The following is a 22,321-nucleotide window of genomic DNA, read 5'->3' as shown; positions in this document are numbered from 1 at the left end:
CTCCTTATTGATGTTTATAAATTATCGAATGAATGGTCTTTTTGATCTTTTTCTTGTTTGCCATCATTAGTATTTTGATAGTCTATGATATGATCAGCATCATTCTTTTTATCTTTAATAATTTTGGTATCTTTAGGCACTTCAAATAAAGTTAATTCTAAAATATTTTGATCTTCAACATTGTTATCTGAACTTTGCGCATCACCATCTGGTGTCGCGAATCCCGCAAACGTTTTTCCTTTATATTCAAAAGGTTCAATATCGAAGGATTTAACTTTTGGGAAATTGTTGGCTAAGTCATCGTTATTGATTTTATTGTGATTCGATATCCAATTTGTTTTTTCTTCACCAATATCACCACTCATATCCATTTCTCGTTGGAAATCAGCGAGTTGTACCTCTTCTTTCATTTGCGCATGGTCTTTTGTGTAAAGAATTGTTTTTATTGGAGAAGGTTGATAGTTAATATCAACTTTGTTTTGTGAGTCATTAATCCCTGAATTCATTTCATGTTCTGTTAACTTTGTTAGTTTACGATCAACATCTGGAACAGGGGTTTCAATTAATTGATCAAAAGTGACTTTATTATTCATTTTGTTATTGTAGTTATAACCTTTGCCATTTTTGATATAACCAATATTTGAAATCTCGAATTTTTTTAAACTCTCTTTGGAGTTTTTGATTAAGTCCGTATTTGATACTTCGCTAGCGGTGACGCCTTTTTTAAGAGTGATTACTAATCTGGCATTATGGTCATTTAATAATTGATGTAAAGGTAACTTATGTGTTGCATGATCATCACGCTTTGTTTCTTGTTGAGTTGTATTCGTTTTATGTTCCTTATTTGATTCGTGATGATTGTCTTTGGAGCTACAAGCTGTTAAGAGTAGTGTTGTACCTAATAAACCAACGATGATTTTTTGCATCTTTCAACAGTCCTTTATTGATTATTTTACTTTTTTAAATTGTGCTTCGTCGTTAGGTGTATCTCCAGGTGATTCGATAATTGATAATGTATCATCAGCGACTTTGATATAAGCTGTTTCACCAACAAATTTTACTTTCGATAATTCTTTATGATCTTTATCATCTTTAATATCACCTTCGATGGTAGAGCCTTTCATCGTGACTTTAAACTTCTCTCCTTTGACATTGATAATATCCCCATTATCGTTTTGCCATTTACCTTGTGCTTGTTTAGTCGGACCGCTTGAACAAGCGGTTCCGACAACAAGTAATATAGACAGTAAAATTAAAATTTTCTTCATTTCAATATGCTCCTTTATATAGTTTTTAATATATAGTTATTTTGTAATTGAGATAGTTCTTGACTGAAGTTTTTAACTAATATTTCAGGTGAAATCATACGTAGCGATTTACGATACATAAAACAGAGATTAATTGCATCAGCTCTAGGGATAGCAAGCACAACTTTGATGGTCTGACGATTTTTTTGAATGATATAAGTATCATACTGTTTGTTTATTTGACGATATACTTGATAAGTCATTTCATAAGTGACATTGGTCTGTATATAGTCATCATCGAATGCATTTTTATAAGCAATGTAATAGTTACATGTTGTTTTTTCATATAAAATAGTCTGATTTTGTTCGTTTAAGAATGATTTAATATCTTGAATATCTCGTTGTATCGTCCGAGTATTTGTATTGAAAAATTGCGCCATATGTTTCACGTTGACATGATGATTTGATAATAATTTTTTATAAATATACAGAATTCTTTTTGTTTTGTGCCCCATTGTATTGCGCCCTCCCAAATACATTATATGGAAATGATTTGTATAAAAATGTCGTTCGTTTCATTTTGTCTATTTGGCTTTAAATATAGTTTTAACAGTGATTACGTTGGTTTTTATAAATATTAAAAAAGAAGAATCACTGACAAAAAATGTCGGTGATTCTTCCATAAGTGCAGGACAAAATACTTCAATAAAATGAAATGTCGATACATGGCCATTTCATTTATATGTGTGTAATTAACTTTTGAAAATAGTTCATTACTTTTGTTATCAAACATGATTCTTACCTCCTTCTTTTTATTCAAGTTTTGACCTAAGAAACAATTGAAAATTGTTTCTTTTGCCTTTGAATTTAAGGTTGATGAAAACTATTGTTAGAGGTGAAAAACCATATATAAGATGTCTATAAAGCAAGTAGTTTAATAAGAACAGTAAGTGCGCTGCGTTTGAAAAACGCAGCGCACTTACTGTTTCAACTAGGATAAATAAGTATTGGAAATTTAATGAATAGTGGGGGTTTTTACATTTGTGTTATCTAAAGGGGACAAACATATAATAAGAAGAAAATCATGTAGATATTTGTCGTTATTTAAAAATCCCTTCACTATTTTCAAGAGTGGAGGGATTGGTTCACATTATAATTGAACAACTTAGTGAAGTTATTATTTTTCTTTTGTAAAACGTTTGAACGTTAATATTGATCCTAGTCCTAATAATATAGTTGCTACAGAAGAGATCAATGTTGTGTTAGTTTCTTGTCCTGTAGCTGGTAATGATGCCGCTTTGTATTGTGTATTTGCATTAGTTGGTGTTTCTTTTGTTTGATTAGCGTTAGCTTGTTGTTGATTTGATGTATTCTGTGTTGGTTGATGACTTGTTTGATTTTGGTCTGGCGTCGCTTCACGGTGTTGTGGATCAATAACATCACCATTAGCATTTACTAAAATATAAGATGGTCCGTTGTTTCCTTGCTCTCCAAACATGACTGGTTTATATCCCTTTGGCACGTTCCCACTAACTCTATCATTATCTTCAACCACTAACTCTGAATTTTTATTAATTTGTACATGATGAGAATTTAGATAGTCTTTAGCTGTATTTTGTAACTGTGAGTTTGATGAATTATTTTCTGCTGCATTTGCTGAACCCGCTCCCGCAAATAATAAAGTGCCTGCTAGTGTAGTTGTTGCTAAAATACTTAATTTTTTCATTAATCCCACTCCTTAATTTTATAATTACATTTAGAGTATAAATAAAGAATGTACGTATATATGTCGTTAGAATTATTTTTTAAGTATGATTTAATCGTTGTATTAACAATGTTCAAACCTTTTTTAAAGAAATTGATATCAATAGATATACTGACAGAATATGACGTTGTAAAGGATCGATAGTTTACGAGAAACAATGATGTCGATGATAGAGTGTTTTCGGAAATAGTCAAAATAAGTGAATAAAAATGAAATTAATAACTTCACTTTTTCGTATAGAACATATGATAATTATTTGGTGTATTTTCATAGAAATTCAGGTATAAATTTATTTCAAACCTAAATAAAAATGAAAACTTGGTAACGTGATTTAAGCATATTAATACTGTATAGTGGGATTTACAATAAGACACATTTATAGGAGTATATATATGACAGAAAAAGTATTAATAACTGGCGCAAATAAGGGGATTGGTTTTGAAACGGCAAAACAACTAGGTGACAAAGGTTGGACGATATTATTAGGTGCACGTAATGAAGCAAGAGGTCGTGCTGCCGTTAAGACACTCGAAAATAAAGGTATAACAGCTGAATGGATACAAATTGATTTAAATGATATTGATACCATACATGCAGCCGCTGATTATATAGCAAAACAACATTCTGATTTAAAAGCATTGATTAATAATGCAGGTATTTCAGGCAATATGAAAGCATCACCACTGGATGTTGACCTTGAAGAATTAAGAGAACTAGCAGAAGTTAATGTCTTTGGTAATTTTGAAATGATTAAGACCTTTACACCTATTTTAGCTAAAAATCACGGAAGAATATTAAATTTAACAATACCGTCTAAACCTAGTGGCTATTTCCATCCATTTAGTTATATTGCAACTAAATCTTCATTAAATTCGATGATTAAATTATTCGGTAGACATTTTAAGAAAAATAAAATACCAGTTGAAATATTTGGTGTAATGCCTGGAGGTATCCAAACTGAATTGAATAATTATCAAAAAGGATTTTTAATGCGTTCAGTAAATGAAGGCGCACAATCCATAGTGAAAGTATTAACAGACAATCATAATCATAATGGTAAAATTTTATTGCGACTGATGCCATTTAAAATATTCAAATAAAGGGACACCATCATATGGTGCCTCTTTTTATTAGCTAATAATGACATATGAAAGCCCTGTTAAAGTAAGGGTTAATACAGTAGTTAAAATAACGATTGTTAAGATTTTTTCTTTAAACGATACAGGTTTCAATCCGATAAATACAGTTAAGGTAAAGAAGAATAAACTTGCTATTAAATAGAAGATAAAAAGTATAAATATAAAGCCACTTGGATTATTGAATAACGCTTGATATTGATCCATGAAAGGAACTCCTTAAATTAGAAAGATATTTTCAATATAACAAACATAACCATTAGTTATCTAATTTATCAATCTATATAGTATAAAATCAATAAAAAACTTTACTAAAATGTAAATAAAAAATTAAAAATGTTTAATAGTTATATGATAAAATTAATTGACAGTTATTTTTTTGAATCTATAAGTGAGGGAAATACTTATAGAGGTTATTTTTTTGAAAAATAATAATCCGAAAAGACAGTTTAGTATTCGAAAATTTACAATAGGTGTTGTATCAATTGTAGCTGGTATTACATTTTTTGTTTCAGAACATGACGTTCAAGCTGCTGAGCAACAATCCTCCCACTTATCACAAGAATCCGTTCTTTCTCACTCAAAACCTTCCGACCAAGATGCTAATGTGTCCTCAAAAGAATCGGAAACCGATAAAAATATTAATAAAGTAGACGACGCGCAGTTTTATTCTCAACAAAATGAGCAACAATCCTCAAAAGCTGAAAGTAAGGATATACAGAAATCAACACATGCAGAACAAGTTGAAAAACAGGAACAACCCGATTCTAATCAGACGCCTAATCAGTCTTCAAAAGAGCCCTCCATTAATAATCAGAAAAGTCATAACCAACAGCAACCTAGTGATGACAAAACGCCTAATATCAAACCAGAAAAGATTGAAAAAGTAGATAATCATGAGCGTATTCAAGATCAATATCAAGATAAAAACAAGCAGATTGATAATAAACAATTTAATAATTCGCAATTAAACCAAAAAGAACATCCTGATTCATCAAATAATAAACCACAAAAGCAACGTCTAGACGTTAAACCACAAAACGATAACCAACAAATACAATCTCGAAATGGCGTAAAAGAAAAATTAGATAACCAACCAATTGAGCAGAAAGATACCAAGCAGCAAAGTAACAATAAAAGCAAAGACAACACAACTTCGGGAAAGTCACATAGCCAACAACATAAACCGCATTCATTAAAGATCCAATCCCATTCAACTCCAGATCAAAAAGTTAACACAAATACATCTACTAACCCAACACAACAGCAAACTACAAATCAGAATATTAAACCTAAAAATACAGATGAAGCTACTATCAAAAGTAATCAATATAAAAACAAATATCCGGTAGTGCTAGTACATGGATTTTTAGGTTTAGTGGGTGACAATGCACCAGCTTTGTATCCTAATTATTGGGGCGGTACGAAATTCCCAGTTAAGAAACGATTAGAAAAATTAGGTTATGATGTGCATGAAGCGAGTGTCGGTGCTTTTAGTAGTAACTATGACCGCGCTGTAGAACTGTATCATTATATTAAGGGTGGAAAAGTTGATTATGGTGCAGCACATGCTGCTAAAACGGGTCATGATAGATATGGTAAAGTTTATCAAGGGATTATGCCAGATTGGGAGCCAGGTAAAAAGATTCATTTAATAGGTCATAGTATGGGAGGTCAAACGATACGTCTGCTTGAGCATTTTTTAAGACATGGTAATCAAGAAGAAATAGATTATCAAAAAGCACATGGTGGTGAAATTTCTCCATTATTTACAGGTGGGAAAGATAATATGATTTCATCAATCACAACTTTAGCGACACCACATAATGGCACACCAGCTGCAGATAAACTTGGTAATACTGATTTTGTAAAAGGTGTATTTAATAGAATAGGTCGCTTAAGTGGAAATAAATATTCTCATATTGATCTCGGATTTTCACAATGGGGATTCAAACAACGTCCAGATGAAAGTTACATTGATTATGTGAAACGCGTTGCGAATAGTAAGATTTGGAAGACTCAAGATAGTGCAGTCTATGATTTAACGACTGAAGGTTCAGAGAAGCTAAATCAGATGACGTCACTTAATCCTAATATTGTATATACATCTTATACGGGATTAGATACACATACGGGACCATTAGGTAATGAAAATCCTAATATTAGACAATTTTTCTTATTTGATTTAACAAGTAGGTTAATTGGTAGAGATGATAATGTAAATGTAAGAAAAAATGACGGTATTGTGCCAGTGTCATCTTCATTATTCCCTACAAATCAAGCCGCTAAGACGGTAGGGATGACTTCCCCAACTACAGATAAAGGTATTTGGCAGGTCAAACCAGTGATGAATGGTTGGGATCATTTAGATTTTGTGGGATTAGATGCAACAGATTATAAACGTATAGGTGAAGAATTAAGTCAATTTTATTTAGGAATTATCAATAATTTAATTAGAATTGAAGACATAGATGGTATAAAACATTAAAAAAACAGTGTGTGCTCAATATTGGGCACACACTGTTCTACTTTATTTATTGTTTTTCATCACGACGTTTTAAGACATAGGCGCCACCTAGTAATCCAATTGGGATACCGGCTATCGGTGTTAAAGCGCTACTTAATACAATAACGATTAACGTTAATATAATAACGTTGAATACATTGACGTTTAAATTTTTCAAATCCTCGTATGATTGTTTAATTAAATCTTTAAATTTCATTATAAATCTCTCCTTATGTTTTTTATTTAAATAATGACTAAATTGCTTTTTTAATAACTCGACTAGAATGTAAGAATCCTATTAGTGCGAATGCAAAGTAGACAATCGTGTACACAATCATCACGATAATGATGGTAGTGTATGACACATTTCCCATTAATTTCATAAAAGCAATTGCAGCAAATAAAGCATGCAATAATGCGATAATGAGTGGTAGGCCAAAGTTGAAAATGATTTTTAAAGTTAGCCCTTTTAACATGTCACGATGAGTAAAGCCTATGCGATTTAATATACGGAAATTATCAATTTCATCTTCAGTTTCATCTATCTGTTTAATATAAATAATACAACCCGCAGCAATTAAAAATGATAAACCGAGGAATGATGTAACAAATACTAAAATACCATTTGTCGCATCTAAGTCCTTTTTAATTTCATTTTGTGATTGAATATTAGGATCAATTGATCTTGCAATGTGTGTGGCTTGTTTCATATCTTGATGATTGTCAAGACTAATACCGTATATATTGTGTGTGATATCAGCTGTCTTTAATTTATTAAATTCGTCACGACTGACTTCAATGGCTGGCATATTAGATGTGAGATCAAGTGGCAGTATTTTATTTTTATCCTCTTTAGTCACTTTAAAAGTTTGTTGTTGCTTACCTTTTACAGTTACCGTTTGATTAATATGAATCTCCATAATACCAGGTGTATTTTTCGTATTTGTAATAATTGCGTCAGTACCCTTCAGATTGTCGTTTGGTACAAGTACGTTGTGTATTGCCATACTTTTACTATCATTTTTTAATGTCAAAACCTTATCTTTTACTGATTTAGGAGATATAGATTCATACGTTTTGGTATGATAGTTGATATGATTTTTCTCCAATTGTTTTTTAAATAATTGAGCTTGTTTTTCAGTTGATAAGTTAAAATCTTGAGGTGCTATAGATTTAAAAGTATTGTTACTATTTTCTTGTGTAATTGTAGCGAAACAAAGTACAGAAACGGTAACAGCAGAAATAACTGCAATAATAGTTAGAGACATCGCATTTTTCTTCATTCTATGCATAATTGAAGCGGTGAATACGACATCTGTAATAGTGACATGGCCATGTTTAAAGTGTTTAATTGATTTAAAAATCAGTGATACAGTACTTCGGAAAAATAAATAAGCGCCTACGACAGTTAGAAATAATATAATAAACGGTGATGTCATAGATAATGTTAATTGTTTAAAAGTACCGAACATTTCTGTAGCCATGTAATAACCTAAAACAATCATCGCAATACCTAATAATCCGCTAATTACTTCTAAAAAGGTAATTTTAACTTTAGTGGCCTCAGTCTGACGGCGGTCTTTCATTAAAGCTAAAATACTACGCTTTTTTAAGAATATATAGCTTTGGAATAAGATAAGTGTAAAAGCAATGATTAATAGAAATAATGTTAAAGATAAAGCCATAGGTTCGAAACCAATAGTCAATTTGATTGTTAAATGCATTAATTTTGATGCGATATACAATAAAAGTTGAGAACCAAATATGCCTATCATCACACCTAGTACACCAGTGATTAGAAATATTGTTAGTTGTTCAATACATAGCATTCTTAAAATATTATTACGTGTTAAGCCTATAAGTTGAAATAAGGCAAACTCTTGTGTGCGCCTTTTAATAAATAAATGATTCGCGTACATCAAGAAAATCACGATAATGATAAATAGAAATACTGATCCCACAGAGGCGCCTTTTTTAATAATTGCCAAAGCGTTGTTATTATTAATACTGTGTGTGAATTGCAAAGTGGTAAAGCTAAAATACAAGATGATACTTAAAAGCAATGAAAATAAATAAATACCATAATGTTTGATATTCATTCGTAAATTTTTAAGTGTGATTTGGTTAAATGACATGAGTCACACCACCTAAAGAAGATTGAAGTTGAATAATATTTTCATAAAAGGCTTGTTTACTATCTTCTCCTTGGTTAATTTCAGAATGAATATTGCCATCTTTTAACATAATGACACGCTTTGCAAAGCTAGCTGCGACTGGATCATGTGTGACCATTATGATAGTGGATTGAAATTTTCGATTCATTTCTTCAAGACGATTTAATAAATCTTGTGCACTTTTAGAGTCTAGCGCACCAGTAGGTTCATCGGCGAAAATGATTTTAGGTTGATGTACGAATGCACGTGCAGCTGCAGTACGTTGTTGTTGACCACCAGATATTTCATTTGGATATTTTTGGCTTAAATCATAAATACCTAATGCATCAGTAACCTCTTTATAATGTTGCTCCATTTCCTTCTTACTATGTTGTTGAACAGATAAGGGCAACATAACATTTTCCTTAACTGTTAACGTTGGTAGAACACTATAATCTTGAAAGATAAAGCCTAATGACGTCTTGCGAAATTGTGCAAGTTGTTTATTTTTTAATTGAGTTATATTGTGACCGTCAACAATCACAGAACCACTCGAAATAGTATCAATTGAACTTAAGACATTTAGAAGAGTTGTTTTACCGGATCCTGATGGTCCCATAATGGCAACAAATTCACCCTTTTCAACTGAAAAATTAATATCTTTAAGTGCTTGATATTGCTTCTTCTTGCCATAAATTTTTGATAATTGATTGACCTGTAAGATTGACATGTTATCACTCCTTATTTGCTTATACCTTTATTTTAGAAGTGATCTGTCATTCTAGCCTTTATCTAATCTTACAAATCATCGCCCTAAACTTACAGCTTTGAAAGGTTGAGGAGGTTGTGAGGGAATAATTTGTGATATTTAAAAATACGTATAAAAAATTAGAATTAATCGTTTAATTTTTGTAAATGTAATTGAAATAATTAATTAAGTTATGTAATCATATAATTAATTGGTTTTACATATTTATAATTTGAAAGGAGTATCTGTTCATGAAAAAGATTTTGTTATTAGTGAGCACATGTTTATTATGTTTAACTTTAGCTGCGTGTGGAGGTAATGGTGAACAAAAAGAGCCTTCCAAAGAAAGTAAAAAATCTGATAAATATGAATATGAATACTACGAAGTATTAAATGATGGTGATGAAGATACGCCAAATGTTGAAATTAAATATAAAGATAGTAAAGGGAAATCCCATTTAGAAAAAACAACTTTAGATCATGTTTACGAACATATCTTAAGTGACGGCAATAAGAAACCATATATTATTAAAGATGGTAAAAAAATACATGTTTATCGTCCACCATATATGATGTACGGCGATGATGAAACAGAAGGCAAAGCAGTGTCTAAAGATGAAGTATCTAAATAAGTAGAGGTGAGTTTATGAAGCGCTTATTATGTAAATTTAGTTTAATAACCATTACGTTTGTAACGATCATGACAGTTGCTTTGTCTACTCAATTAGATGCGGCAAGTACTTCAGGTGGTTCTAGCTCTAGTAGCTCTAGTAGCTCATCGTCAAGTTCGTCATCAGCTTCATCAAGAGGTGTTTCATCCACATCATCAAGTTCATCTATGAGCCGTTCAAGTGCAGCTAATGCGTCACGAGCAGCTCAACAATCAAGTCAAAGAGCATCTCAACAAGCAGCTAAATCAAGCCAATCTAAGTCAGCGCAAAGCAAACAATATAAAAATAATTCGAGTACCAAATCATTGGTAAGTCCAAGACGTCCTTATAGTTCAAGTGCAGCATATCAAACTCAATTTATGTCGACGTCATTTTATAATAATTGGTTATATTTGTATCTCTTTTCTTCGGCATCTCAAGCCAGTCAGGAAAAGAAAAATAATGTTCAATATCAAATGAACATGTTGAAACATCAAATGAAAGACCATGAAAAATTATATACAGTAACCGTTGATACGAAACAAGGTAAACGTGTAGTAGTTGTACCCAAAAAGCAATACGACAAAATTCAAAAAGGGCAACACGTCAAAATTAAAAATGGTGTTGTTCAATAAATAATCAATTATAGTTAAGGAGTTTCTATGGGAAAAGAAATGATCGAGTGGATTGTTGCATTAGCAATAGGTATTATTATCGCTATTATTCTCAAAGTATTTATCGGTACCTCTTATACTGTTTCAGGAGAATCGATGCATCCTACTTTTGAAGATAAAGATAAAGTGATAGTTAGTAAAATATCTAAGACATTGAATCATATTGATTCCGGTGATGTCATTATTTTTCATGCTAATTCTAAAAGCGATTATATTAAACGATTGATTGGTAAACCAGGAGATACGGTTAAATATAAGAAAGATCAATTGTATATTAATGATAAAAAAGTTAAAGAACCCTATTTGAGTGAAAATAAAAAGTATAAAAATGGTAAGTATTTAACAGAAGATTTTAATTCCAAAACACTTAATGGTGCGAATGGGAAGGCTAAAATACCTGAAGATAAATATCTAGTTTTAGGTGATAATAGACAAAATAGTAATGATAGCCGATATAAAGATGTTGGTCTGATCGATAAAAAGCAAATTGTCGGTAAAGTGATGTTTAGGTATTGGCCTTTCGATAAATGGGAAAGTGGATTTAATCCAGGGACATTTCCCAATTAAGTATCAATAAAGGGTCTCTATCGTTGATTAAAACTTTGTAAAAAAGGTGAGTCAATGATAGGGACTTTTTTCGTGGATAAGTTTAGATATTGTGGATAATTTTGAATTAACAATTTGATAAAACGATGTATATCAAGGGTTGGGGATTGATTGTAAGTTATCCACAACGTGTGTTATTATGTTGATAATTAACAGAATTGTGTGACAATAATGTAAATGGGGTGTAAAGCATGTTTGGATTTAAAGTAAATGAAGACGTAACTTTAAAGATATTAGAAGAGAGAGAAGCGGATAAGTTATTTAATCTTGTTGATCAATCGAGGTCATATTTAGCAGAATGGTTACCATTTGTAGCTTATACTAACCAAGTTGAAGATAGTCGAAAATTTATTCAAGCAGCGTTACGCCAATTTGCCTCCGGTAATGGTTTTCATTGCGGCATATGGATAGAAGACCAATTGGTTGGTGTGATTGGATTACACTATATTGACAATGTAAACAAGAAAACATCAATTGGGTATTATTTAGGTGAAAATCATCAGAAAAAAGGAATCATGACACAGTGTACTAAAGCATTGATTGATTATGCGTTCAATGAATTAAAGTTAAATCGTGTGGAAATTAGAGCATCAGTTGAAAATAAAAAAAGCCAAGCGATACCAGAACGATTAGGTTTTACAAGAGAAGGTCGACTGAGAAGCGAAGAAAAAGTACAAGGTCAATTTAAAGATAGTTTTGTTTATAGTTTATTAAAATCAGAATGGCAATTATAAATAGAAAAAGACTAGATAATTATTGGTTATACAATATATATTCAGTGTTAGTTTGTGAATATATATGCATAAGCCATAAATAATTACCTAGTCTTATTTTTATTTAATTAGTACGCGATGACTATTTTTGATTTTTTCGTCTTCTACCTAATAAGAGTAAACTTGCAATACCTGCCAAGATACTTCCCAACAAAGTCGTATTTGAAGCTTCATTTTGTTGACCAGTTTCAGGTAGTTTATCTGTGTGATGATGTGAATCGGCATGTAATGCAGAATGATGTTCTACATCCTTATGAGTTTCGGAGTCGCTATCAGAGTCCGAATCGGAATCGCTGTCAGAATCAGAATCGCTGTCAGAATCGGAATCACTGTCAGAGTCGGAGTCACTGTCGGAATCTGAGTCACTGTCGGAATCAGAATCGCTGTCAGAGTCGGAGTCACTGTCGGAATCTGAGTCACTGTCGGAATCAGAATCGCTGTCAGAGTCTGAGTCACTGTCAGAATCAGAATCGCTGTCAGAATCGGAATCACTGTCAGAGTCTGAGTCACTGTCAGAATCAGAATCGCTGTCCGAATCGGAATCACTGTCAGAGTCTGAGTCACTGTCGGAATCAGAGTCACTGTCGGAATCAGAGTCACTGTCGGAATCAGAATCACTATCAGAATCTGAATCACTGTCGGAATCAGAGTCGCTATCAGAGTCTGAATCGCTGTCAGAGTCTGAGTCACTATCAGAGTCTGAGTCACTATCAGAATCCGAGTCACTGTCGGAATCAGAATCACTGTCGGAATCAGAATCACTATCAGAGTCTGAATCACTATCAGAGTCTGAATCACTATCAGAATCAGAGTCACTGTCAGAGTCCGAGTCGCTATCAGAGTCTGAATCGCTGTCAGAATCAGAGTCACTGTCTGAATCGCTGTCAGAGTCTGAGTCACTATCGACTGGAATCACGGTTACTGTTTCAGTAGTAATATATGAAGCGCCTTCGCTATCTGTTACTTTAACTGTGATCGTATATTGACCTGGTACATCAGCATTAAAACCACCATTATCAATAATTTCAACCTTGTTAGTTAAATCTCCGTCTTCTTTATCAGTAGCACTTGTAACTACTTTTATCACTTCAAAATTATGATCACCTTCATGAATGACTTGTGGAGATGTTGTAATGATTGGAGCCTCGTTTAATGGCATCATTTGAATGATTGGATATAATTTTGTATCTTTTAAAATTTTATCACCATCGTTATATGGTTGATCATTATCTGAATAGAACCATTTGACCGGATTACCATCCAATGTAGTTGGAGCTGATTTACCTACTAAACCAATTGTATTCCCTCTAGGTGTAATGACGTGGTCTTCAGTTATACTATTTTGATTATTTTGTGCATCATTTTTATCTTTAAAGAAATCAACTGTCACGGCAGGTGCCCATACATGTGCCGTTTGATCATGTAATTTATTTTCATTTAATCCATAGTTATATTCAGGGTGATTGATTGGATCATTAGGGTCACTCGTAATGGTTAAATCATATTTATTGTTTACATTTTTGTCTAAATTCGATTTATCAATTGCGAAATGAGTTAAAACTTCGCCATTTTCATTAACAATTTGAGTCCCAGTAGGAACTTTAGCATTACCTTTTTCATCTAAAGGTAGGCTAACAGATCCACCGCTAATTATCATTTTAGGGAAATCAGTAGAAACATTTGAATTACTTGGTAAATCATGAAATTTATCAATTGTGACTTTGGAATCATCTTTGATATCGATTAATGAAGGCCATGCTAGACTGCTATTTAATGATGATCCTTTATCAAATCCAACGCTACGTAAATCAAGTGTACCGTTTTCAACAGTTAACGTTGAATGTTCTAATTCGATACCTTTTTCATCACCTGTGAATCCATTTATATTTTGTGAAATGGTACTATTATTCGTTACATTAAAATGTGTAAATTCAGAGTTAATACCTACTGCATCTACTGGCACTTTGAATATCCAAATAGATTTGTATGGATTAGCATCGGTAGGTGTATTCACTTTTAAGTCAGTATTTGAGAAATTAACTTGTTGATCCCCACGTCGATGATCTGGATTAAAAATATTGAAATTGTAATGTGCTCTAGAAGAAGAGTGAATGTTACTATCATTAAAATTCACTATACCAGCATTAGATTCAATCGCATTACTTGTCGGGCTATCGCCATTGTTAATCAAATTTAGAGTTGAATGATTTACATTTAATTTTGAATCAAAACTATCTCCTAAAAGTAAAGTTGATCCCGTAGAATCTCTTGTGGAATTGGTATTAATATGAGCATCTTGGATTGAAATCTCACCAGCAAATTTCTTACTAGCATCAATACCAGACTGATTAAAGTTATTAAAGTTTGTTTCGCCACCGTTAATGTTAAATTGAGTAGTTGAATCTCCGCCATGAACAGCTATGCCTTTGTTGAAGTTATTGAAATTTAACTGACCATCGTTGTTAATTGTTAGCGCTTGACCATTACCAAGAGATGCATCAATACCGATAAGTTTCTGTGCTTGTCCAGGTGCAGCATTAAAATCTACTTTTTTACCGTTTGCGACATTAATGATGAGTCCGCGATTCAATTTTAAACCTTCAGTAAACTCAAATTGATGATCAGAATTAAAATTAATTTGGCTCACATTGGCATCATTAAAAGCATTTTTTAAATCAGTAAATGTAAATGAGTCATCATCAACATTTACAATGCCATTATTTGCTACATAAGCTCTAGAAACAGGTTTAACAAATTGACGTTGAACGATATGTCGTTGTGTTTGCGATTGTGTTGATTGAGTATTGAATGTTTTTGATTGAGGTATAGAAGTTTGAGCTTGTGATGGTTCTACATGATTGTTGGATTGTTGTGAAGTTTGTTTTGAAAGTGCATCTGTGGCGTTAAATTTAGCTTCATTTTGTGTTTGCTTTTTATTAATTGTTTGGTTGTTTTGATTTTGATCTTGAGTTGAATTCAACTGTTGTGTTGATTTAGTCATCTGACTTGTTTGTTGGTTTTGCACATCAGATGTGATATGTGAATCATTAGTTTGAGCAGGTTTAGTCTGGCTTTGATTTTGGTCGTGTTTCAATGCCGTTGAAGTGTTGTTTGTGTTTAATTTAGCATCGGGCGATGTTGCTTGTTGATTAGGTGTAGAAGATGCATTGTTTTCTTCAGTATTTTGTTGTGTTTTTGATTCCGAATTTTCAGCAGCATGCGCGTGATTTTGCATACCTAAAAATAGAGTGACACCAATAAGTGTTGACCCAATTCCTACAGAGAATTTTCGAATAGCATAACGCTGACGTTGATTTACCTTAAATAAATGATTTTTCATTTGAAGCCCCCAAATTTTATTATTCTTATATAATAGTTATTTTACATGTACAATTCCATTATACACCATACTTAATAAAAAAATAATTACTTTCCTTAAAATTATTCTGCGTTTTCAAAAATATTTAAGTTTTAACAATTAAAAGTTATTTCATTAAATATAAAATTATTTGACTAATGAATCTACAGGTATAAACAATCTAAAAAGTATTAATAATAAGAGGGATAAATCACCTTGATTATCAAATGATAGACGATATTATGAAAATAAAAATCCCGGCAATTTTAAATTAATCACCGGGGAAATAATATGAATTATAAATCTTGTTTTTTAAATGTTTTCATAGAAAGAAAGTAGGTTATAGCCAGAATAATTAATCCAAATAGCGCATAACCAACGCCAACTATCACGTTATGAAAAGTTGCAATGGCAGTTGCGAATGAGTCAGAATCCGTCATGTTTGGCATTAAAAGGCCATACAATACAACAAAAAAGCTTAAAATTAATATAATTGATGATGTTGTTAAAATGACATTAGAATTTTCAGATCCAAATTTAAATGTTAGTGGAAAAACAATGGAATAGGTTCCTACTGCGCCTATGCCTATACAGGCAGATAATAACATCATACTTATATTTTGTGTGAAAATTGCTGTAAATATAAGGCCTACCAATAATCCGGTAAGTATTAAAGATAAGAAAGCAACATAGTAGCTATTAACATATATATTTCTTCCTTTTGGGAAAACAGAAACATAGTACATCCATTTAGAATCTTTTTCGTGTTTAATATTGTCAGTGATTGGAGAAAGCAAAAATACCATTGGCATAAAACAAGTCATTAAAGGATTAAGAAATGAAAAAATGACAGTTACTACAATAGATACTATAAAATAGCTAATAAGTGTCTTTTTTGAAGTATAAAATATACTTAATAAAAATCCCTTCATTACTGTTCACCTCGCATAATAATTTTTGTTGCATCGTCTATATTTGTTAAGGGGTGAGCGTCTTTAACTTGATGATAATTATTGATTAGAGCAATGATTTTATTTTGACGAACACGTGAAGCTACAATCATCTCTTTTGGAACATTAAAATCAACTTGAGGAGCTTCAACAATGCCATAATTATTAAGTAAATTATCTTTGTTTTCTTCTAGTATAATTCTGCCATCTTTCATAAATATAAGCTTTGAAGCAAGCTTTTCCATATCATCAGATATATGTGAGGCTAGTAAAATAGCATTCCCTTTAGCTGTAAAATCTTCAAGTAACTCTATCACTTCTTCACGTCCTGATGCATCCATACCTGCTGTAGCTTCATCCAGAATTAATAATCGAGTGTCATGAGCTAATGCAATAGATAATGCAGTTTTCATTCTCATACCTCTTGAAAATGTTTTAATTGCATTAGTAAAAGGTAATTCAAAATAATTTATGATTGAATGAAATGTCTTACTATCCCAAGATTGATAGATATTTGAAAATATTTTATCAATTTCTTTTAAAGATAATTTATTAGGTACACGTAAATCATCAAAGACTACGCCAATATGTTCTTTGTATTCTTCTTCATTTGAACTAGCTTTATTGAAGAATGTTACTTCTCCAGAGTTTAAATGACGGTTACCTACTAAGGTGTTAATCAGTGTAGATTTTCCAGACCCATTTTTTCCGATTAAGCCCACTACCTCATTAGAATAAATTGAAAAGTTAATATCGTGTAGATGAAAATTTGAGTCTTTATAAGATTTATTAAGTGATTGAACATTTAAAAGTGAAGTCATTTTACATCCTCTCTTTCTATATATGATAGGTATAAAATTATGGATTTAAGATTTATAAAATTTACGAACTTTTGATAGATAACCAAAAGCATTATAGATAAATAAAATGATAAGAAATAACACACCCAATGTTTGGTTTATGCCAGTATTGATTGAGTGGATAGATAAAAATACTGCAAAAATTATAATTAATACTAAATTGATATGGTAAGTCTTAAACATTGATGTTAGCGTTATATATCGTTCACCTTCATCCATTAGTGATAGTGTTTTCTCAGTGTAATTAGCTTCGCCTAATTTAGGATAGCGATTATCTATTTTACGTGCGTATAGTCCTATCATTATTGAGGGTATCATTGTAATCATATATGGAACTATAGAATAAAGTGTATAGATATCGCTAACATTACCAATTACAAGTGTGAATAAAAATAGTAAACTAATTAAAATTTGCAAGTAGTATATAAAACTAGCATTTATAAACTTTAGACTAGACTTTTCTTCAAAAATATCTTCATCTACATTGCTATTTGGTCCATCTATTTTAATTTTTAAGTCAACGGAATGTTTTAATTCAATATACAGAAATATCGTTAATATAATGTTAATTAATGTCGCAATAATACAAGATATGATAATAAAATTCTGACTGGTAAAATGAGTTTTATCAAATATACCAAGGTTATGAAGTGTTGGTATTAATAAACCAGCAATACCACCTATAATCATAAGTAATAGATAGCGTCCTACTTTCATAAATCTTCCTCCTCGATGATAAAGATACTTTCTACGGGTTCATTAAATATACGAGCGATTTTCACAGCTGTAAGTATAGAAGGTGTGAAGTCATTACGTTCTATCAAAGAGACAGTTTGTCTTGATATACCAGCTTTCTTAGCTAATTGAGTTTGATTATATCCATCTCTTGCTCGTAACTCTTTAAGTCGATTTCTCAAGTTGATCAACTCCTTAATGTTAATGTATATGATAAACGTCATTTTGACAAGTATATTTGTCAAAATGACGTATGTATTGTATATTGCATATATCAACAGAATATAAATATATTCAAAAGAGGTGGTTTCATGCAACGCATTGATATTTTAGATAATCCTAAATTAATGAAACAGTTCTCTCGATACATGATTTTATTGTTTACTGGGTTTGGTATTATTTTTTGGATTATGGAAAGAAGTACTAATACTGCATATATATACCATTCATTTATAGGAAATATTGTACTTTTTCTTATTTTATATTTCTTAATTTTTACAATACATGAATGTATTCACGGTATTTTTTTCAAAATATTTTCACCTAGACACAAAGTACATTTTGGATACTCTAGTGGTATGATTTATTGTGCTATACCTGGTGGACAATTTACACCTATGACTTTTCTAATTAGTGCTATCGCACCATTTATAATTATAACAATGATATTAATTATTACGCTTTATTTAGGTGTATTACCAAAATTTTTCTTTCTTATTTTTGCAACGTTACATGCTGGTAGTTGTGTTGGAGACTTTTATTGGGTTCTTAAAATGATTCAAACTCCAAAAAACTCAGAAATTGAAACTACTGACAAGGGCATTATTATTTATGAATGATTAATAGAACAAAGGGGTTTTAAAAATGGAAAATAAAGGATTTATGATTTTTAATCTAATCAATATCATTTTTCATGTATATGGTTATAAATGCAGGGTATTTAATTTATAAAAGTAATGAAATGAATAAACAGAATGAGGGCCAATCACATGGTGAAAAATCTTAAGTCACTTCAATCTATAGTGGTATTAAATGAATTAGAACGAATATATCAAACCGCCATTTTGGATACAGTTGAACGAGAACCGTGGAACCATGAATATGAAGCGTTGGAATTTAAATTATTTGAATATCGTTTCAAGAGTCGCTTGGCTAAAAAGACCCCAAAGAAAAAGGGTTACTTTGTCACTTTATGGGAAAAAGATGCTAATCACCAAAATATCCCATTACATTTTGACAAAATGAGTGATTATTTAATGATTTATATAAACGATCAAGCACGTAAAGGTATATTTATTTTTGATAAAGAAACGCTATTCAATCATGGCATTTTAACTGATAATCATCACAAAGGGAAAATGGCATTTCGTGTTTATCCAGATTGGGAAGTGGATTTAAATGTAACTGCAATAAAAACACAACAATGGCAACAAATGTATTTTATCAATTTAAGTCATAGTGACAGGGAGAATCAATTATCTCAAATTAATACGCTGATTCATTTGAATTAAATAACTGAAAAGACGTCTAAAAATAATAACGCCCAATATTAAATTTACTTTATTAGTGGATTTAGTATTGGGTTATTTATGTCATTATTAACAAAAGACGTGAGATACGTATTGAAATTTTAATAAGATAGGACTATAATTTATAAATCGTAATTATTTCGATTTGGAACCAAAAGACAAATATCTCAAGGAAGTGTTTAGTGATGCAAAAACATCGAAAGGTAGTCATTATTGGCGCGGGTGCTGCGGGCATCGGTATGGCTATCACATTGAAAGATTTTGGTATAGATGATTGTTTAATATTAGAAAAAGAAGTGATAGGTTCATCATTTAAACAATGGCCTAAGTCAACTCGTACAATTACGCCATCGTTTACATCTAATGGATTTGGTATGCCAGATATGAATGCTATTTCTAAAGAGACGTCACCCGCGTTCACATTTAATCAGGAACATGTATCTGGGGAAACGTATGCGAAATATTTAGAAGTTGTGGCTTATCACTATGGTATCAGTATTCAAACTAACACTGCTGTAACGCATGTCTCTATGGAAGAAGGTCTATATTTCATCAAGACAACTCAAGGTGATTACACAGCAGATTATATATTTGTAGCGACTGGTGATTTTCAATTTCTTAACAAACCATTTAAGTATGGCATTCATTATAGTGAGGTGACCGACTTCAACGCATTCGATAAAGGAGACTATGTTGTGATTGGTGGTAATGAAAGTGGTTTTGATGCTGCGATTCAATTAGCTAAAAATCAGTCGACGATTTCGTTGTATACACGTACGACCGGTCTAAATGATGAGGACGCTGATCCTAGTGTAAGATTGTCACCTTATACACACCAACGCCTAAGCCAAGCAATTCAACAAGGTGCGTTGATAGAAATGAATGAGCATTATAGTGTTTCAGAAATTAACTTTAAAGATGGTAGGTACATTATTTATTTTGAAAATGGTCATGAAGTACAAACTGTGAATGAACCTATTCTCGCTACCGGATTTGATGTAACGCAAAACCCTATCGTTCAGCAACTATTCGAAACGACAAAGCAAGATGTGAAATTAACGCTTCAAGATGAGTCGACACGCTATCCTAATATTTTCTTAATAGGTGCTACAGTTGAAAATGATCATGCCAAGTTATGTTATATCTATAAATTCAGAGCACGATTTGCTGTATTAGCACATGAACTTGCACAGAGGGAAGGCTTACCGGTGAATCATCAAATGATAGAATCATATCAAAAGAATCAAATGTACTTAGATGACTATACTTGTTGCGATGTGGCATGTTCATGTTAGAAGTGAAATATGATTTGAAACGGGGTTATTATGATGCAATTCCAGAAGACACACATCTTTTAACACTTCAGCATATATCAAGACTGACATCTGCAGAAAAGGCATTATTGAAATCAACGATTATTAGGAATAAATTGGATATATCTTTAATGGAAAGTGTAGTGTCTACTTCTCAACATAGTCACTATGTTATTCAACAACTTGAGCAATTTCAGAAAGAGCGCAAAAATCAAACACCTAATATCTTACAAATGGTACTTGGCTGGGTGATTATATTACTCATGTTCGCATTGCCTATTGGCATGGCATATCACTTTTCAGATTGGCTACAAGGTCATTATGTTGAACATTGGATTACTTTTTTAGCCTCATTCACTTATTTCCAAAATGGTATCATGCAGCACATTTTTTTCGGAGATTATGGTGTGTTATCGCTAGGGACATATTCATTTGTATGGGCATTACCTGTAGTAGTACTAATTAGTTTGTCTTCGGCAATCGTTGAACAAAGCCATTTAAAGGATTGGATTACTTGGGCAATTGAACCGACGATGATACGCATTGGATTAAATGGAGAAGATATCATTCCTTTATTAGAAGGATTCGGATGTAATGCTGCAGCTATTACACAAGCAGGTCATCAATGTCATGCTTGTACCAAAACACAGTGCATGAGTTTGATTAGTTTTGGAAGTTCATGCAGTTACCAAATAGGAGCGACACTATCTATATTTAGCGTAGCAGGGCATTCCTGGCTTTTTATACCTTATTTAATATTAGTATTGGTGGGCGGCATCATACTTAATCGATTATGGATGAGGACAAATCATCACCCATTTGCAATTCAAACTGTTAAAAGGTCCACCATTCACTTACCTTCAGTGCGACAATTGATTCAACAAATTTGGGATAATATTTGCATGTTTGTCATTCAAGCTATGCCTATTTTTATCACAATCTGTTTTATTGTTAGTATTATTTCTTTAACACCCGTTCTATCGCTCATTTCACATGTGTTCATGCCAATATTGATGTATTTAGGTATTCCCAACGAATTATCTCCAGGTATCTTATTTTCCATGATTAGAAAAGATGGCATGTTGCTATTTAATATGCATCAAGGTGCTTACATTCAACAATTATCTATCATACAACTATTGTTATTAGTATTTTTGAGTTCCACATTTACAGCATGCTCTGTCACGATGACCATGGTATTTAAACAACTTGGATTGAATGAAGGATTTAAAATAATAGCAAAACAAATGGTGACATCACTAAGTGTGGTTATCACTATTGCAACGATTGCTAAGCTTATAACAGTTATGAATTAAAA

The 22,321-nt window shown here is 31.8% G+C and carries 23 protein-coding genes; 10 read left to right on the top strand and 13 right to left on the bottom strand.

From position 1 onward, the window contains the following. Positions 1–14: 14 nt before the first annotated feature. The 4 genes from LPC11_RS12190 to LPC11_RS12175 form a co-directional block, all read right to left on the bottom strand. A complete protein-coding gene (locus tag LPC11_RS12190) occupies positions 15–926 on the bottom strand; it encodes a hypothetical protein (protein ID WP_023374484.1) in 912 nt (303 codons plus the stop codon). Positions 927–947: 21 nt separating this feature from the next. Then, a complete protein-coding gene (locus tag LPC11_RS12185; RefSeq protein WP_023374485.1) occupies positions 948–1,268 on the bottom strand; it encodes a hypothetical protein in 321 nt (106 codons plus the stop codon). Positions 1,269–1,282: 14 nt separating this feature from the next. Continuing rightward, positions 1,283–1,762, bottom strand: a complete 480-nt coding sequence (locus tag LPC11_RS12180; RefSeq protein WP_023374486.1) for an HTH domain-containing protein — start codon at positions 1,760–1,762, stop codon at positions 1,283–1,285. 662 nt (positions 1,763–2,424) lie between these two features. Next, a complete protein-coding gene (locus tag LPC11_RS12175) occupies positions 2,425–2,973 on the bottom strand; it encodes an LPXTG cell wall anchor domain-containing protein (protein ID WP_023374487.1) in 549 nt (182 codons plus the stop codon). A 431-nt stretch (positions 2,974–3,404) separates the two neighbouring features. On the opposite strand from LPC11_RS12175, the gene LPC11_RS12170 reads away from it, so the two are divergent. Next, on the top strand, positions 3,405–4,112 hold the full coding sequence (locus LPC11_RS12170) for an SDR family NAD(P)-dependent oxidoreductase (protein ID WP_023374488.1): 708 nt from the start codon (positions 3,405–3,407) through the stop codon (positions 4,110–4,112). A gap of 30 nt (positions 4,113–4,142) precedes the next feature. Here the strand turns inward: LPC11_RS12170 and LPC11_RS12165 are convergent, their stop codons facing one another. Then, positions 4,143–4,355 carry a hypothetical protein gene (locus LPC11_RS12165; protein WP_023374489.1) on the bottom strand — a complete coding sequence of 71 codons (213 nt, stop codon included), beginning with the start codon at positions 4,353–4,355 and terminating at the stop codon, positions 4,143–4,145. A 214-nt stretch (positions 4,356–4,569) separates the two neighbouring features. Here LPC11_RS12165 and lip point away from each other — a divergent pair, with 214 nt between their 5' ends. Next, entirely contained in the window at positions 4,570–6,636 is a 2,067-nt protein-coding gene (gene lip / locus LPC11_RS12160; RefSeq protein WP_041613805.1) for a YSIRK-targeted triacylglycerol lipase, read from the top strand. Between the two features lie 46 nt (positions 6,637–6,682). Here the strand turns inward: lip and LPC11_RS12155 are convergent, their stop codons facing one another. From LPC11_RS12155 to LPC11_RS12145, 3 genes are read right to left on the bottom strand one after another with little or no spacing between them, the layout of a single operon-like run. Further along, positions 6,683–6,871 carry a VraH family peptide resistance protein gene (locus LPC11_RS12155; protein ID WP_023374491.1) on the bottom strand — a complete coding sequence of 63 codons (189 nt, stop codon included), beginning with the start codon at positions 6,869–6,871 and terminating at the stop codon, positions 6,683–6,685. A gap of 37 nt (positions 6,872–6,908) precedes the next feature. After that, positions 6,909–8,789 (bottom strand): FtsX-like permease family protein, encoded by a 1,881-nt coding sequence (locus LPC11_RS12150; protein WP_023374492.1) that lies wholly within the window; start codon positions 8,787–8,789, stop codon positions 6,909–6,911. Beyond that, a complete protein-coding gene (locus LPC11_RS12145; RefSeq protein WP_023374493.1) occupies positions 8,779–9,537 on the bottom strand; it encodes an ABC transporter ATP-binding protein in 759 nt (252 codons plus the stop codon). Before LPC11_RS12145 ends, LPC11_RS12150 begins: the two co-directional genes overlap by 11 nt. Positions 9,538–9,806: 269 nt before the next feature. On the opposite strand from LPC11_RS12145, the gene LPC11_RS12140 reads away from it, so the two are divergent. The 4 genes from LPC11_RS12140 (at position 9,807) to LPC11_RS12125 (ending at position 12,219) form a co-directional block, all read left to right on the top strand. Then, complete coding sequence (locus tag LPC11_RS12140; RefSeq protein WP_023374494.1) at positions 9,807–10,187, top strand: LptM family lipoprotein; 381 nt, start codon at positions 9,807–9,809, stop codon at positions 10,185–10,187. A gap of 14 nt (positions 10,188–10,201) precedes the next feature. After that, on the top strand, positions 10,202–10,840 hold the full coding sequence (locus tag LPC11_RS12135; protein ID WP_231307291.1) for a hypothetical protein: 639 nt from the start codon (positions 10,202–10,204) through the stop codon (positions 10,838–10,840). Between the two features lie 27 nt (positions 10,841–10,867). Continuing rightward, a complete protein-coding gene (lepB, locus tag LPC11_RS12130) occupies positions 10,868–11,446 on the top strand; it encodes a signal peptidase I (RefSeq protein WP_023374496.1) in 579 nt (192 codons plus the stop codon). A 230-nt stretch (positions 11,447–11,676) separates the two neighbouring features. Continuing rightward, positions 11,677–12,219, top strand: coding sequence for a GNAT family N-acetyltransferase (locus LPC11_RS12125; protein ID WP_023374497.1), 543 nt, complete (start codon positions 11,677–11,679; stop codon positions 12,217–12,219). 121 nt (positions 12,220–12,340) lie between these two features. Here the strand turns inward: LPC11_RS12125 and LPC11_RS12120 are convergent, their stop codons facing one another. The 5 genes from LPC11_RS12120 to LPC11_RS12100 form a co-directional block, all read right to left on the bottom strand. Further along, complete coding sequence (locus LPC11_RS12120) at positions 12,341–15,598, bottom strand: YSIRK-type signal peptide-containing protein (RefSeq protein ID WP_023374498.1); 3,258 nt, start codon at positions 15,596–15,598, stop codon at positions 12,341–12,343. A 314-nt stretch (positions 15,599–15,912) separates the two neighbouring features. Next, entirely contained in the window at positions 15,913–16,548 is a 636-nt protein-coding gene (locus LPC11_RS12115; protein WP_023374499.1) for an ABC-2 transporter permease, read from the bottom strand. Beyond that, entirely contained in the window at positions 16,548–17,387 is an 840-nt protein-coding gene (locus tag LPC11_RS12110; protein WP_023374500.1) for an ABC transporter ATP-binding protein, read from the bottom strand. Before LPC11_RS12110 ends, LPC11_RS12115 begins: the two co-directional genes overlap by 1 nt. A 45-nt stretch (positions 17,388–17,432) precedes the next feature. Then, a complete protein-coding gene (locus LPC11_RS12105) occupies positions 17,433–18,143 on the bottom strand; it encodes a DUF3169 family protein (RefSeq protein WP_231307290.1) in 711 nt (236 codons plus the stop codon). After that, positions 18,140–18,343 (bottom strand): helix-turn-helix transcriptional regulator, encoded by a 204-nt coding sequence (locus LPC11_RS12100; RefSeq protein WP_023374502.1) that lies wholly within the window; start codon positions 18,341–18,343, stop codon positions 18,140–18,142. Before LPC11_RS12100 ends, LPC11_RS12105 begins: the two co-directional genes overlap by 4 nt. Positions 18,344–18,472: 129 nt before the next feature. Here LPC11_RS12100 and LPC11_RS12095 point away from each other — a divergent pair, with 129 nt between their 5' ends. The 4 genes from LPC11_RS12095 to LPC11_RS12080 all read left to right on the top strand — a co-directional run bounded on the left by LPC11_RS12095 (position 18,473) and on the right by LPC11_RS12080 (position 22,319). Further along, a complete protein-coding gene (locus LPC11_RS12095; RefSeq protein ID WP_023374503.1) occupies positions 18,473–19,000 on the top strand; it encodes a DUF3267 domain-containing protein in 528 nt (175 codons plus the stop codon). Between the two features lie 150 nt (positions 19,001–19,150). Further along, entirely contained in the window at positions 19,151–19,672 is a 522-nt protein-coding gene (locus LPC11_RS12090; protein ID WP_023374504.1) for a MepB family protein, read from the top strand. A gap of 203 nt (positions 19,673–19,875) precedes the next feature. After that, positions 19,876–20,985 carry an NAD(P)/FAD-dependent oxidoreductase gene (locus tag LPC11_RS12085; RefSeq protein ID WP_231307289.1) on the top strand — a complete coding sequence of 370 codons (1,110 nt, stop codon included), beginning with the start codon at positions 19,876–19,878 and terminating at the stop codon, positions 20,983–20,985. Then, on the top strand, positions 20,979–22,319 hold the full coding sequence (locus LPC11_RS12080) for a nucleoside recognition domain-containing protein (RefSeq protein ID WP_023374506.1): 1,341 nt from the start codon (positions 20,979–20,981) through the stop codon (positions 22,317–22,319). The genes LPC11_RS12085 and LPC11_RS12080 overlap by 7 nt, the downstream gene beginning before the upstream one ends. Positions 22,320–22,321 lie beyond the last annotated feature (2 nt).

The sequence above is a fragment of the Staphylococcus sp. HL28 genome (genome assembly GCF_021117155.1).
In the GTDB taxonomy this organism is placed as follows: domain Bacteria; phylum Bacillota; class Bacilli; order Staphylococcales; family Staphylococcaceae; genus Staphylococcus; species Staphylococcus warneri.
The sequence above is the reverse complement of the archived record's forward strand: the minus strand, read 5'-3'. Positions and strand labels throughout refer to the sequence as shown.

What these genes read in the sequence shown, in the direction of transcription:
- LPC11_RS12080 (WP_023374506.1), top strand. Translation starts at nt 20,979, where the DNA reads ATGTTAGAAGTGAAATATGATTTGAAACGGGGTTATTATGATGCAATT.
- LPC11_RS12190 (WP_023374484.1), bottom strand. Translation starts at nt 926, where the DNA reads ATGCAAAAAATCATCGTTGGTTTATTAGGTACAACACTACTCTTAACA.
- LPC11_RS12110 (WP_023374500.1), bottom strand. Translation starts at nt 17,387, where the DNA reads ATGACTTCACTTTTAAATGTTCAATCACTTAATAAATCTTATAAAGAC.
- LPC11_RS12105 (WP_231307290.1), bottom strand. Translation starts at nt 18,143, where the DNA reads ATGAAAGTAGGACGCTATCTATTACTTATGATTATAGGTGGTATTGCT.
- LPC11_RS12085 (WP_231307289.1), top strand. Translation starts at nt 19,876, where the DNA reads ATGCAAAAACATCGAAAGGTAGTCATTATTGGCGCGGGTGCTGCGGGC.
- LPC11_RS12145 (WP_023374493.1), bottom strand. Translation starts at nt 9,537, where the DNA reads ATGTCAATCTTACAGGTCAATCAATTATCAAAAATTTATGGCAAGAAG.
- LPC11_RS12175 (WP_023374487.1), bottom strand. Translation starts at nt 2,973, where the DNA reads ATGAAAAAATTAAGTATTTTAGCAACAACTACACTAGCAGGCACTTTA.
- LPC11_RS12170 (WP_023374488.1), top strand. Translation starts at nt 3,405, where the DNA reads ATGACAGAAAAAGTATTAATAACTGGCGCAAATAAGGGGATTGGTTTT.
- LPC11_RS12125 (WP_023374497.1), top strand. Translation starts at nt 11,677, where the DNA reads ATGTTTGGATTTAAAGTAAATGAAGACGTAACTTTAAAGATATTAGAA.
- LPC11_RS12180 (WP_023374486.1), bottom strand. Translation starts at nt 1,762, where the DNA reads ATGGGGCACAAAACAAAAAGAATTCTGTATATTTATAAAAAATTATTA.
- LPC11_RS12115 (WP_023374499.1), bottom strand. Translation starts at nt 16,548, where the DNA reads ATGAAGGGATTTTTATTAAGTATATTTTATACTTCAAAAAAGACACTT.
- LPC11_RS12165 (WP_023374489.1), bottom strand. Translation starts at nt 4,355, where the DNA reads ATGGATCAATATCAAGCGTTATTCAATAATCCAAGTGGCTTTATATTT.
- LPC11_RS12185 (WP_023374485.1), bottom strand. Translation starts at nt 1,268, where the DNA reads ATGAAGAAAATTTTAATTTTACTGTCTATATTACTTGTTGTCGGAACC.
- LPC11_RS12140 (WP_023374494.1), top strand. Translation starts at nt 9,807, where the DNA reads ATGAAAAAGATTTTGTTATTAGTGAGCACATGTTTATTATGTTTAACT.
- LPC11_RS12090 (WP_023374504.1), top strand. Translation starts at nt 19,151, where the DNA reads ATGGTGAAAAATCTTAAGTCACTTCAATCTATAGTGGTATTAAATGAA.
- lepB (WP_023374496.1), top strand. Translation starts at nt 10,868, where the DNA reads ATGGGAAAAGAAATGATCGAGTGGATTGTTGCATTAGCAATAGGTATT.
- LPC11_RS12155 (WP_023374491.1), bottom strand. Translation starts at nt 6,871, where the DNA reads ATGAAATTTAAAGATTTAATTAAACAATCATACGAGGATTTGAAAAAT.
- LPC11_RS12120 (WP_023374498.1), bottom strand. Translation starts at nt 15,598, where the DNA reads ATGAAAAATCATTTATTTAAGGTAAATCAACGTCAGCGTTATGCTATT.
- LPC11_RS12095 (WP_023374503.1), top strand. Translation starts at nt 18,473, where the DNA reads ATGCAACGCATTGATATTTTAGATAATCCTAAATTAATGAAACAGTTC.
- LPC11_RS12150 (WP_023374492.1), bottom strand. Translation starts at nt 8,789, where the DNA reads ATGTCATTTAACCAAATCACACTTAAAAATTTACGAATGAATATCAAA.
- LPC11_RS12135 (WP_231307291.1), top strand. Translation starts at nt 10,202, where the DNA reads ATGAAGCGCTTATTATGTAAATTTAGTTTAATAACCATTACGTTTGTA.